At 36.5% G+C, this 12,986-nt stretch carries 12 protein-coding genes; 11 read left to right on the top strand and 1 reads right to left on the bottom strand.

All coding sequences use genetic code 11. The features are described from left to right. Positions 1-23: 23 nt before the first annotated feature. On the bottom strand, positions 24-2,630 hold the full coding sequence (locus H0S70_RS07555) for a TonB-dependent receptor plug domain-containing protein (protein WP_188320375.1): 2,607 nt from the start codon (positions 2,628-2,630) through the stop codon (positions 24-26). Between the two features lie 192 nt (positions 2,631-2,822). Here H0S70_RS07555 and H0S70_RS07550 point away from each other — a divergent pair, with 192 nt between their 5' ends. The 11 genes from H0S70_RS07550 (at position 2,823) to H0S70_RS07500 (ending at position 12,942) form a co-directional block, all read left to right on the top strand. Continuing rightward, a complete protein-coding gene (locus H0S70_RS07550; RefSeq protein ID WP_188320374.1) occupies positions 2,823-3,500 on the top strand; it encodes a response regulator transcription factor in 678 nt (225 codons plus the stop codon). A 9-nt stretch (positions 3,501-3,509) separates the two neighbouring features. Beyond that, positions 3,510-4,544, top strand: a complete 1,035-nt coding sequence (locus H0S70_RS07545) for a sensor histidine kinase (RefSeq protein ID WP_188320373.1) — start codon at positions 3,510-3,512, stop codon at positions 4,542-4,544. Between the two features lie 126 nt (positions 4,545-4,670). Then, complete coding sequence (locus H0S70_RS07540; protein WP_123248422.1) at positions 4,671-5,258, top strand: IS1096 element passenger TnpR family protein; 588 nt, start codon at positions 4,671-4,673, stop codon at positions 5,256-5,258. A gap of 139 nt (positions 5,259-5,397) precedes the next feature. Further along, positions 5,398-6,750, top strand: a complete 1,353-nt coding sequence (locus H0S70_RS07535) for an alpha-amylase family glycosyl hydrolase (RefSeq protein ID WP_188320372.1) — start codon at positions 5,398-5,400, stop codon at positions 6,748-6,750. A 6-nt stretch (positions 6,751-6,756) separates the two neighbouring features. Then, on the top strand, positions 6,757-7,197 hold the full coding sequence (locus H0S70_RS07530; protein WP_188320371.1) for a hypothetical protein: 441 nt from the start codon (positions 6,757-6,759) through the stop codon (positions 7,195-7,197). A 72-nt stretch (positions 7,198-7,269) separates the two neighbouring features. Beyond that, positions 7,270-8,064 (top strand): thymidylate synthase, encoded by a 795-nt coding sequence (locus H0S70_RS07525; RefSeq protein ID WP_188320370.1) that lies wholly within the window; start codon positions 7,270-7,272, stop codon positions 8,062-8,064. 71 nt (positions 8,065-8,135) lie between these two features. After that, positions 8,136-8,378, top strand: a complete 243-nt coding sequence (locus H0S70_RS07520; RefSeq protein WP_123248425.1) for a hypothetical protein — start codon at positions 8,136-8,138, stop codon at positions 8,376-8,378. Beyond that, positions 8,375-8,686 carry a hypothetical protein gene (locus tag H0S70_RS07515; protein ID WP_188320369.1) on the top strand — a complete coding sequence of 104 codons (312 nt, stop codon included), beginning with the start codon at positions 8,375-8,377 and terminating at the stop codon, positions 8,684-8,686. The genes H0S70_RS07520 and H0S70_RS07515 overlap by 4 nt, the downstream gene beginning before the upstream one ends. Before the next feature lie 74 nt (positions 8,687-8,760). Next, complete coding sequence (locus H0S70_RS07510) at positions 8,761-8,988, top strand: hypothetical protein (RefSeq protein ID WP_188320368.1); 228 nt, start codon at positions 8,761-8,763, stop codon at positions 8,986-8,988. A 15-nt stretch (positions 8,989-9,003) separates the two neighbouring features. Next, the gene (locus H0S70_RS07505) at positions 9,004-11,514 is read left to right on the top strand and encodes a M1 family metallopeptidase (protein ID WP_188320367.1); all 2,511 of its coding nucleotides are present in this window, start codon (positions 9,004-9,006) and stop codon (positions 11,512-11,514) included. Between the two features lie 102 nt (positions 11,515-11,616). Next, positions 11,617-12,942, top strand: a complete 1,326-nt coding sequence (locus tag H0S70_RS07500; protein WP_188320366.1) for a hydroxymethylglutaryl-CoA synthase family protein — start codon at positions 11,617-11,619, stop codon at positions 12,940-12,942. The last annotated feature ends 44 nt before the right edge of the window (positions 12,943-12,986 follow it).

The raw sequence follows: 12,986 nt of genomic DNA, 5'->3' as shown, positions 1-12,986 counted from the left end.
TTTTTTATTAAATTTTTTTTATTTTAAAATGTATATCCTGCGGTGAAATTTACAGAGGTTCCGCGTTTGTAATCAGTATGGAGGTTGGTTCGTACATCCAAAGGAATTGTGCCGTCTTCGCCTTGTTCTAATTTATAAGTACTGTTCAGAATGTTGAGGATTCCTAGTTTTACGTTCCAGTTTTTGGTAAGTTGTGCATTGTACACAAAATCTAATTGATGGAAAGGTCTTTCATATATATGATCGAGACCTGACGTTCCTACCGTGAAGATTTTAGATCCCGAAACATTATATACCAAAGATGCTGTATGTGGTAGGTTTTGTCCGTTTTTGAATTCATACTTCAAATCAGCGTTTACTGTCCATGGTGCTGCACCTTGAAGTTTTCTTTCTTTTAAAGTTCCTGTGAAGTTTACTGGCTTTTCCTGATCGAGTTGTTCTGGACTTCTTTCAACTTTAGAGTACATAAAAGTAGCATTGGATCCTAAGCTCCATTGGTTTAGAGATTCTGATAACCTAGATAAATCTAATATTCCTTCTAATTCTGCACCTCCTAAGATTGCGTTTTTTGCATTTAAGAAAGTAATAGCAACACCGTTTGAGTTTCCGGAGGCTGTATAACTTCTTTCGATAGCATTATTTATTTTTTTAGCAAAAAGATTGATGGCAAAAAGTTCTTTATTGGTAGGGAAAATTTCGTATTTCAAATCGAGGTTATAATTTTCGCTATTCTTCAGATCTTTATTTCCAATAATATTTTCGTTATCTGGATTGATATATACAATCGGCATATATTCAATAAGAATAGGTCTTGTAATGGTTTTACTAGCTGCGAAACGAATATTGGATTTGGAATTGAGATTTTTCTTTATTGAAAGCGAGGGCAAAATAAAATACTGGTTTCTGGTAAGATTATTGAAGTTTAAGTCACTCTGCTCTTTGTATCGTGTAATATTGATATTGTTTTCTACACGACCACCAACCAATATATCCCAAGAATCATCAGGTTTATAATTAAGGTTAAGATACCCCGCATTTACGAATTGATAAAGATTAGAACGGTAGCCATTTTCATTAGTATCTTCTTTGAAATGGAAAGCGCCGTTCAAAATATAGTTGTCATAAGTTTTCTGTGGGTTATCAATATCCACAACTACGGTTCTTAAAGCTACATTGTCGAGGTTAGAGGCGATGAATCGGTAGGAGTTGCTTCTTTGGTCGAAAAAACCATTGTATCCTACTGAAAGTTGCCAAGGATAACTTTGACGGTCTCCCTTTTCTCCTAATAGAACTGAATATTCAGCCAATCCGGAAAGGTAGTTGTTTCCATCAACATCCAAATACTGGCGAATGAGGTTGTTTCCACCGAAAGTCATTTCTACTTCATTAGGTCTTCCGGTAAGGAAACCTTCAGAAATTTTTCTGTCGGGCTGTTGAAAATTATTTTTCACCCAGCTTCCACCTATTTTGAAAAGATGTCTTTCTCCGATTTTCTGGCTTGCCCAAAGTTGCACATCCAAAAATTTAGAAATATCCATTTGATCTACCCTGAAAAAACGTTTTCCTGCATCCTGCTCCTTCTGATCTTTGTAACCTGTAAAATCTGAAATGCTGTTGGATGAATTTTGTAAGAAAATAGCGTTTAAAGCTACATTTAAACCTTTATTTTTGTATCCCAAACCAACCATTGCAGAAGACTCCAACTCATAGATGTATTCTTTTCGGTAAAGATCATTATTCATTTTTCCTACCGTTTGCAAAGAGATAAACTGGTTTTTGTTCCCCGAAGTAATTTCATATTTTGTACCTTGGTTCAGGGATAATAATAATCCTAATTCTCCGGTATCACTAACTTTGAATTTTTGAGATGTTGTGAAACCAATATTGGTATTGGGTAATGCTTTGATTTGATCTGCATTCCACCCATCTTTAAATGATTTTACTGATTCTTCCTGAGTGAAATTATAGTTGGAAGGTACATAATTTCTTACTTCATCCGGAAGTTGGCGGTCTTGTGAGTTGAGCCCTAAATATCCGTTCATCGTGTATGCATTTGGATTTACTTTGAAATCCTTAAAGCTAGATTGGGTATTGTAACCAAAACCGAATTCTACTTTCGAGAAAGAACGATCAATAGTAAGCGTTTCTATATCGAAGGTAGCTCCTGCAAAATCAGCATACAAATTGGTGTTAAATGTTTTATAAATATTAAGTTTTCCTACTACATCTGTCGGAAACTGTTTCAAGGCAATAATTTTTTGGAAAGGGTTATTCGATGGTGATCCCAAACCATTCACAAGCAAGGTATTGTATCTCTCTTCCAAACCTCTTACGAATAATCCTCTGCCTTCTACGGTGGTAATCCCCGTTACTTTAGTCAATCCTTGCTCTACATTCGATATTCCTTTTCTTGTAATTTCCTCTGCACCAATTGATTGTTTCTGTATGATTGCTTTTTTTTGATCCAGCAGCAATGCTGTTTCCGATTTTTTATTTCCATTACCACGAATAATGACACCTTCGAGGTTTTTCTCCTTTTTCACTGTATCATTTACTACTTGCTGGCCGTAAATCATCCCAGATGAAGTAAGTAAAAATAGGACCGCAACGCTCAGTTTTCTTATTTTCATTTCTTCTTTTAAATTAGTTTCTATTTCGATGCAAAGGAAGATATTGTATTGCGATTGGGTGTTGCCTCACTTTTAATTTTACATTAAAGATTTTTGAACAAAAACAATCGAATGTTAATTATTTGTAAATAAAGATCAGTGTTGCCTTAGCCTAGGTATTTTTTATTAATTTTGAAAGGTTAAAACGTAAAAATGAAACAGAAAAAAATTCTTTTAATTGATGATGAACAGGATATTTTGGAAATTCTTTCCTATAATTTAGAAAAAGAAGGATACGATGTTTCTACTGCACTGAACGGAATTGAAGGAATCGAAAAAGCCCGTGAAATTTTTCCGGATCTCATCCTTCTGGATGTGATGATGCCAGAAAAAGACGGCATCGAAACGTGCCAGGATTTAAGAAAAATTAAAGAATTACAACAAACCCTCATCGTTTTTCTTTCCGCAAGAAGCGAAGAGTTTTCCCAATTAGCCGGTTTCCAGGCAGGTGCCAACGATTATATCGTGAAAATCATTAAACCAAAAATCCTTATTTCTAAAGTAAATGCACTTTTGCAGCTTACTTCCAGAGTTTCAGATTCTTCCAAAAACATCGAAATTGGTGATTTAATTATCGATAAGAACAATTTCCGCGTTTCGAAAGCTGGACAACAGTTTTTGCTTCCTAAAAAAGAATTCGACCTCTTGTATCTGCTTGCTTCCAATACCGACAAAGTTTTCAAAAGAGAAGAAATCCTTGAAAAAGTTTGGGGAAATGACGTGATCGTGGGCGAAAGAACCATCGACGTACATATCCGAAGACTTCGCGAAAAACTCGGCTTGCGAACCATTCAAACACTGAAGGGGATTGGTTACAAATTAGTTGTGTAAATTTGTGAAATGAGATTTCACAGGCTTACTTTAGTTGCATCGGTTTTTCTAACGGTGGTCATGTCGATTATCGCAATGATTTTCGATTATACCAACGATGTGGTTTTTACCGAAAAAAACAATTTCTACCTCACCCTATTACTTTGTGTAATTTTTATTTTTGCTCTCAATTATTTGATTTTAGAATATCTGTTTAATTATTACGGCAAAAAACAAATCAAAAAAATCTCTACGATTTTGCCCGGCGATTTTTTACCGCAAGATGAGAATGATATGAACTTTAAGGAATTGGGAGAAAGAGTTTCCGAATTCAGCCAGAAAAATGCCACCGAAATCGATACCATGAAGGAAATGGAAACCTATCGGAAAGAATATATCGGAAACGTTTCTCATGAACTGAAAACACCGCTTTTCTCCATTCAAGGTTATGTGGAAACATTGATCGACGGCGGAGTAGAAAACCTCGCAATCCGCGATAAATATTTAGAAAGAATCGATAAATCTGTCGAGCGACTTCTGAATATCGTGAAAGATCTCGATATGATCAACCAATACGAATCCGGTGAAATTACTCTAAATGTAAGCCGATTCGAACTTAATTCTTTAATCCGCGAAGTAATCGATTTGCTCGATCTGGAAGCGCAACGAAAAACTTCTGTTGTTCAACTACAAAGTTCTGCAAATCAGATTTTTGTGAATGCCGACAAGCAGAAGATTTCTCAAGTTTTGATTAATTTAATCTCAAACGCAATTCACTACGCCAACCGGGAAAAAGCGCAAATCATCATCCGAACTCATATCCTAAAAAACAAAGTTTTGGTGAAAGTAGAAGATAACGGAATGGGAATAAAACCGGAAGTTCTGACCCGTATTTTTGAACGGTTTTATCGGGTAGAAACCAGCCGAAGCCGGAACGAAGGAGGATCCGGTTTAGGGCTTGCTATTGTGAAGCATATTTTGGAAGCTCATGGTGAGAATATTTCCGTAGAAAGCGTATATTTGGAGGGCACGAAGTTTAGTTTTATGCTCGAAAAAAGCATTTAGAAAACGGCAAAATGTAAGCAAAACTTTTTTAATAAAAACGCTTAAAATTTTTTTTTGTCAAATTGCAATTGTTTTATATTTGCACCCTAATTCATACTAAAACTCATCTTAAACTTTCATACTAAAATGGTTTATAAAATCCGCATTATTTTAGATACCAAGGACGATATTTTCAGAGATGTCGAAATTAAAGATAAACAAAATCTTTGGAATCTCCACTTGGGAATCAAAAGTGCATTTTCTCTTTTGGGTGAAGATTTATCGCTCTTCAATATTTTGGATCAAGATGGTACCGTGACAAAAACGGTTCCATTAGAAGATATGAGCGACGATGGCGACGGAGAAATCATGTCCGACGTATATATTAATGAAGCATTCGAGAAAGTAGGCGACAAGATACATTTTCAATATGGTTTCTTAGATTTGTGGGAATTTTTCTGCGAATTGGTTGAAATTATTGACGAAAAACCAGCCGTAAATTATCCGATCACTGTGTTCCGTTTCGGCAATATGCCTCTAAAAGCACCGAGCAAATCTGGTGGAAAAAAAGGAACCAAAAACGCTGCAATTCCTTTGTTGGATGATGATTTTGAGAATTTTGATGACAATTTCACTTCCGGAACTTTTGCTGATGAAGACGAAGGGTTCGATGATGAAGAAGAAGATGATTTCAATGACGATTTCTTCGAAGAAGAAGATGCCGACGAAATTTAAAATACATACAAAGCCCCGAAATGTCGGGGTTTTTTTATGCTCGGTTACTTGAGTTCATTTTTTTTTTAAAATTGATTTTTAATAATCTATCGTTCGGATTTTCCATTTAAAAATAATACATTTGCTACAAATCATTAGCATGAAAAAACTGATACTTTTAGCCATCATTGGATTAGGAATTATTTCCTGCACTACCCAAAAATCAACTAAAATGAGCGATTTGCCCAAAGAATGGAAGCATACAACGAATATTTACGAAGTTAATATCAGACAATATACCAAGGAAGGAACTTTCCGCGCGTTCGAAAAAGAAATGCCGCGACTGAAGGAAATGGGCGTGAAAACCCTTTGGTTTATGCCAATCACACCGATCGCTCAGAAAAACAAAAAAGGACCTCTCGGAAGTCAGTACGCAGCACAAGATTACACCGCAATCAACCCGGAATTCGGGACCATGGAAGATTTCAAACACATGGTGGATGAAGCACACAAAATGGGTTTCAAAGTCATTATCGATTGGGTGGCGAATCATACCGGTTGGGATCATGTTTGGACTAAAACCAATCCCGATTTTTATTTGATAGATCCAAAAACAAACGATTTCCAAAAAGCTTCCGGAATGGATGATATCATCGAACTGGATTACAAAAATCCGAAAATGCGTCTTGCAATGATCGATGCCATGAAGTTTTGGGTTCGTGAAACCAATATTGATGGGTTCCGTTGCGATTTAGCATCATGGGTTGAGGTTGATTTCTGGCAACAAGCAAGACCGGAAGTTGAAAAGTTGAAACCTCTTTTCTGGCTCGGCGAATTCGATGAGTTGGAAAATCCGGAATACGGAAAGGTATTCGATGCAAGTTATGTCTGGAGTTGGATGCACAAAACCAAAGATTTCAACGAAGGAAAAGCTTCTTTTGGTGAATTGAAAGACCTTCTCGGGAAATATTCAGCAATCGGAAATGGCTCGATGAGAGCTTGGTTCACTTCCAACCACGATGAAAATACTTGGAACGGAACTGAATATGAAAAGTACGGCGCTCTGGCAAAACCTTTGGCAGTGTTTTGCATCACTTGGAACGGTGTTCCGTTGATGTATAATGGACAGGAACTTCCTTTAAAAACCAAAAGATTAGAGTTTTTCCAGAAAGATCCAATTCCATGGACAGGAAATAATGAATTGCACAATTTCTATAAAACTTTGCTCCAGCTCAAATCGAACAATCCTGCGCTTCGAGGTGGTGATGACGCTGCAGAAACCTATATCCTGAAAACTTCTGCAGACGATAAAGTTTTGGCTTATGTTCGAAAAAACGGCAAAGATGAAGTTTTAGTGGTGCTGAATTTTTCTAAAGATAATGTTTCTTTTACCATTGATGATGCCAATGCTGCAGGAGTTTTTTATAACGTTTTCAGTGGACCGGTGAAAGATTTTTCTTTGGATAAAAATTTCTATTTACCAGTCGGAGGTTATGCGGTGATGAAAAAATAATATTGGATGTACAAACCCGAAATCCTGAAAATCATTCATTATAAATTATCTGAAAAAATTGATCATTTAGAATATCTAATTGCCGAAACCCGCGCTGCAAATAACGAAACCAAAAGTTCGATGGGCGACAAATACGAAACCTCGCGCGAAATGGTTCAGCAGGAAATCAATAATCTGCAAATCCAATTGAATGAAAATATTCGGTTGAGAAATTCTCTGAAGTCGATCAGTGTAAATCCACATCAGAACGTAGGTTTGGGAAGCTTGGTGGAAACGGATAAGGGTTTATTTTATATCGCAGTTTCATTGGGAATGATCGATTATGAAAAAAAGAAAATATTTTTAATTTCTCCGGAAAGCCCATTAGCACAAGCCATGAACGGAAAAACGGAAAGCGAGGTATTTTCAATGAATGGAACTCAACAAAAAATTGTAAAAATTTGGTAAATTTGAGCAGTCTTATTCCCATGAATTTCAATTTCCGAATGGACCAATTATGACCTTTTCAAATTAATTTCAATGCAAAACTATCTTAATCTTCTGCAGCATATTCTCGACAACGGAACCGATAAAACCGACAGAACCGGAACCGGAACCAGAAGCGTTTTCGGGTATCAGCTTCGGTATGATCTGTCAGAAGGTTTTCCGTTGGTTACCACTAAAAAAGTTCATCTAAAATCGATTATCTACGAGCTGTTGTGGTTTTTGAAAGGTGATACCAATATTAAGTATTTAACTGATAACGGCGTCTCCATCTGGAACGAGTGGGCCGATGAAAACGGAGATCTAGGTCCGGTTTACGGCGCGCAGTGGCGAAGCTGGAAAGGTGCTAATAATAAAATTGTTGATCAAATTTCTGAAGTGATCGACCAGATTAAAAAAAATCCGGATTCGCGACGATTAATTGTTTCCGCATGGAACGTTGCAGAAATCCCGAATATGGCTTTAGCGCCTTGTCATGCGATGTTTCAGTTTTATGTAGCGAACGGAAAATTGTCCTTGCAATTGTACCAAAGAAGTGCAGATGTCTTCCTCGGAGTTCCGTTTAATATTGCGAGTTATGCGCTTTTATTGATGATGGTTGCGCAGGTTTGCGATTTGGAAGTGGGCGATTATGTTCACACTTTCGGCGATGTGCATATTTATAATAACCATTTCGAGCAAGTCAATAAACAGCTTCAAAGAACACCAAAAGCTTTACCAAAAATGAAATTGAACCCGGAAATCAAAGATATTTTCAATTTCGATTTTAGAGATTTTACTTTAGAAGATTACGAACCTTATCCGGGAATTAAAGCGCCGGTTGCGATTTAATATTTTCTATTTTATTCTTTTTCAGTGATTTAGAAAATTATTTTCTAACTTTGAATTAAAATTTAAACAAAATGGAACTTACCATTCAATTAGAAGATCATGCGGATTTGGCTTTTATCAAAAAACTTTTGACACAAATCAAAGGCATAAAAAGCGTGCAAGTTTCAGAAGAAGATAGAACCTATTCCTGGGAAGAAATCGAAAATTCCGAATATTTCGGGAAAGTGATGGAGCAGAGTGAAAGGGATTATAAGAACGGGAATTATCAAGAATTAACAGATGATTTGCTTGATCAAATTTTTGATAAGAAATGAAATTTTTGATAACTTCAACGGCAATATTTTCATTAAACGAAATCTATGATTTTCTAAAAAGACGTTGGACAAAAAGGGAAATAGCAATACTTAAAAATGATATTAAGAAATTCAAACAAACGATCCGCGATGGAATAATTAAACATCAATCGGTAGAAAATTTTCCTCAAATAAAGGTCGAATTGATTGGGAAAAAGCAAGTGAAATTGTTTTATGAAATTAAAAGTGAAGAAGTAGTTGTCATTAAACTTTTCTTTCATTGCAAACAAGATCCAAGAATTATCAAAAATATTTTAAAAGATAATTAAAACATAATATCAAGTGAAGTTTCCTGCTTCACTTTTTTTGTAACTTTTCCTGAAATTATAAGACTTATTACGCAATGAAATCATTAAAAATACATCTTGATGAAAACGCCAGTTTCGAAAAACTGACAGAACTTTTGCTTCAGATCAAAGGCATCAAATCTGTAGAAATCATCGATGATGAAAACACAGAAAGCGATCTGAAAAAAGCATTTACCAAAAGCAAAGAACAATTGAAAAAAGGAGAATATGAAAGCATCGTCAACGATATTTTCGATATCCTAATTACCAAAAAAGCAAAATAAAAATTATTATTTCAAATGAAGAAACTTATCCTATCCATCAGTTTACTCGGAATTTTGTTTACCGGAAATGCCTTCGCGCAGACCGAAACTTCCGGACGAGCAAAAGTGTACCGACAAACCCATACCAAATCTACCGAACTGAAACATACGAAACTGAAGGTGAGTTTCGACTATGCGAAAGAGCAGATGAGTGGCGAAGAATGGTTGACTGCAAGTCCGTATTTTTACCCATCGGATTCTTTGGTTTTGGATGCAAAAGCCATGTTGATTCACGAAGTGGCTTTGGATAAAAATGGTTCGAAAACGCCTTTAAAATACGATTATAAAAATGATGTCCTGAAAATTAATTTAAACAAAACTTATAATCGAAACCAGGATTATACTGTTTACATCAAATATACGGCTCGTCCGAATGAGGTTAAAGACAAAGGAAGCTCAGCGATAACTGACGCAAAAGGACTTTACTTCATCAATGCGCAAGGAAAAGACACCGATAAACCAACTCAAATCTGGACTCAAGGAGAAACCGAAGCTAGTTCCGCGTGGTTTCCAACGATCGATAAACCCAACCAAAAAACCACTCAGGAAATCTACATGACTGTTCCGGATAAATACGTCACTTTATCCAATGGTTTGATGAAATCTTCAACCAAAGAAAACAACGGAATGCGCACCGATCATTGGGTGATGGACAAAAAACATGCGCCATATTTATTCTTCATGGGAGTAGGCGAGTATGCTGTGGTAAAAGATAAATGGAGAAATATTCCTGTAGATTATTATGTGGAGAAGGAATACGAACCTTACGCAAAACAAATTTTTGGAAATACTCCGGAAATGATAGAATTTTTCTCGAAGCGATTGAATTATGATTATCCTTGGGCTAAATATTCGCAAATTACTGCAAGAGATTATGTTTCCGGAGCGATGGAAAATACCACAGCGGTTCTTCACCAAGAATCTGCTCAACAAAAACCTGGAGATTTAATCGATGAAAACAAATGGGAAGATGTGATTTCTCACGAGCTTTTTCACCATTGGTTCGGCGATTTGGTTACCGCGGAAAGCTGGAGCAATCTTACTGTTAATGAGTCTTTCGCCAATTATTCCGAATACCTTTGGAACGAATACAAATACGGAAAAGATTTTGCCGATTATACTTTAATGAAAGCGTCCGAAGGGTATTTCCGCGATCCATCCAATGTTTCAAAAGATTTGGTGAGATTCGATTATCATTCCAGAGAAGATATGTTTGATGCAGTTTCTTATAACAAAGGAGGTTCAATTCTTCATATGCTCAGAAATTATTTGGGTGATGATGCATTTTTTGAAGGATTAAATGATTATTTGAAAACCAATGAATACGGAACGGGCGAAGCACAGCAAGTTCGTCTTTCTCTGGAAAAAGTTTCCGGTAAAGATCTTAACTGGTTCTTCAATCAATGGTATTACGGAAGCGGCCATCCGAAAATTTCTTACACCACATCTTTTGAACCGGTGAAGAAAACGGTAACTGTGACTATTAATCAAAATCAAATTGGAGAAAATTTCCAGTTTCCATTGGCGATTGATGTGTACGAAAACGGAAAACCAACCAGAAAAAATGTTTGGGTTGCAGCGAGAGAAAAGAACGATTTTACTTTCCAAGTTGCCAAAAATCCTGATTTCATCAATATTAATGCAGATGGAATTTTGTTAGCAGAATTCACCGAAACCAAAACACCGGAACAGTATTTCACGCAATATACCAACTCCAAAGAATTTTTGAGTAGATATAAAGCAGTAGAAAATGCGGTAGAAAACAAAGGTGTAAACCCGGCTTCACTCAAAACATTGGTTGCTGCGTTGAAAGATACCAACTTTAGAATCCGAATGAAAGCTTTGAGCGGATTAGATCTTTCGAAACCAGATCAGGCAAAAGCAGCGCTTTCGGAAGTTGAAAAAATGGCTTCGAACGATCCGAAAACGCTGGTTCAAAGTGCGGCGATTTCAGCTTTAGCAAAAACAAAAGACAAAAAATATTTGCCGCTTTTCGAAAAAGGAATGAATGCTATTTCTAATTCGGTAAAAGGAAGTTCACTCAGCGGAATTTCGCTTGTAGATCCTGCGAAAGTTGCCACGTTGGCCGACAAAATTGATTTGGAAAGCGCTAGTGAGGATTTAATTTCCGAACTTTTACCGGTTATCGTAAAAAACAAAATCGAAAAACAAATGCCTGCAATTGCTTCTACAGCGGCGTTTTATCCTTTCATTAAATTCCAGAATCCGGAATTGGGAGCAGCAGCTGAAGAAGGTTTTAATTGGATTATGAGTTCCGATAATTTAAAAGCAACGGAAAATGTAACCAAAGTTTTAACCCAAGTGAAAAAACAAATTGGTGAAAATCCACAAGCAAAAATGATGATTTTACAAATTTTGAAAGATGGACTTGCCAAAAAAATGACTGTTTTAAAAGCAAATCCGTCGAGCCCAACCATCAATCAACAGATTGATGCGCTTAATAAAGCGATTGAAGCATACAAGTAGTTTTTACTTTGCCCATAATTTTTTTGCCGGAGCTTGTAGTTCCGGCTTTTTTATTTTTCAGTGGAAAATATTTTTCAGAAATTTGTTTAAAATTTAAGCAGTATGACATATGGTATTGAGGCGGCAAGCTTCCACGTTCCTTCCCTTTATTTGGAAATCAAGGATTTAGCAGAGAAAAGAAATATAGAACCCGCAAAACTAGAGAAAGGTTTGGGTTTACACAAAATGGCTTTTCCCGATGTGCACGAAGATGCAGCCACTTTCGCAGCAGAAGCCTTACTGAAACTTATTGAAGATAACCAGCTTAACCCCAAAGATATTTCCCGAATATATCTCGGAACCGAAAGTGCTTTAGATGCGGCAAAACCGACAGCGACTTACGCAATGCAAATGGTGGAAAACGTTTTGGAAAAAGATTTCGGGAAACGTTGTTTCAAAAATTGCGATGTGGTGGACATGACTTTCGCGTGTGTAGGCGCGGTAGATGCGCTCCAGAATTGCTTAGATTTTTGTAGAGTAAATCCAGGAAAAAAAGCCGTTGTTATTGCTTCTGATTATGCAAAATATGAATTGGCAAGTTCCGGAGAATACACCCAAGGTGGTGGTGCAGTGGCGTTTCTTTTGTCCAATAATCCTCAGCTTTTAGAAATAGAAAATGTGTACGGAGTGGCAACAGAAAGTGTTTTTGACTTCTTTAAACCAAGAAGAGAGGCCTTGAAATCCGATTTAACTTCAGCTACAGAATTCATGCCCGATAAAATTGAGATTTTCACGGATGAACCGGTTTTCGACGGACAATATTCCAACCAATGTTACCAAGACAGAATTCGCGAAGCTTACGAGCATTATAAAGAACAGACAGGAATTGAAAAACCCTATGAAAACTGGCGCTACCTGATTTTCCATTTGCCGTATGCATTCCATGGGAAAAGGGTTTTTACCGAAATTTACAGCTTAGAAAACGGACTTTCTTACCAAAGTCCCGAAGAGCAAAAAACGGTTGCCAAATCTGAAGATTACCTGAAATTTATTAATGAAAAAATAGAACCTTCGCAGCGCGCTTCTTCGGAAGTTGGGAATATGTACACGGCTTCTATTTTTATGGCTTTGCTTTCTGCAATGCAGGTGAGCTACGATCAAAATGAAAATTTAGAAGATCAAAAAATCGGATTTTTAGCTTACGGAAGCGGTTCGAAAGCTAAAGTATTTGCAGGCAAAGTCGGAAAATCTTGGCGAGAAGTGGTTCAGAAATGGAATGTTTTCGAAAATCTGAAAAACAGAAAAGCTATTGATTTTGAAACCTACGAAAAACTCCACCGAAAACAATTGGAATCCTCGGTAAATCCAAATTATAAAGGGTTTGGACTGAAAAGTATTGAAACTGAAAACCCACTTTCTTTGGGAGCAAGATTTTATCATTATCAATAATTTTTAGTTTTAAATAGAGAAGCCGTTTCAGTTGAAGCGGCTTT

The sequence above is a fragment of the Chryseobacterium manosquense genome, from assembly GCF_014623485.1.
Lineage (GTDB): Bacteria > Bacteroidota > Bacteroidia > Flavobacteriales > Weeksellaceae > Kaistella > Kaistella haifensis.
This window is presented reverse-complemented; position numbering and strand designations above follow the sequence as displayed.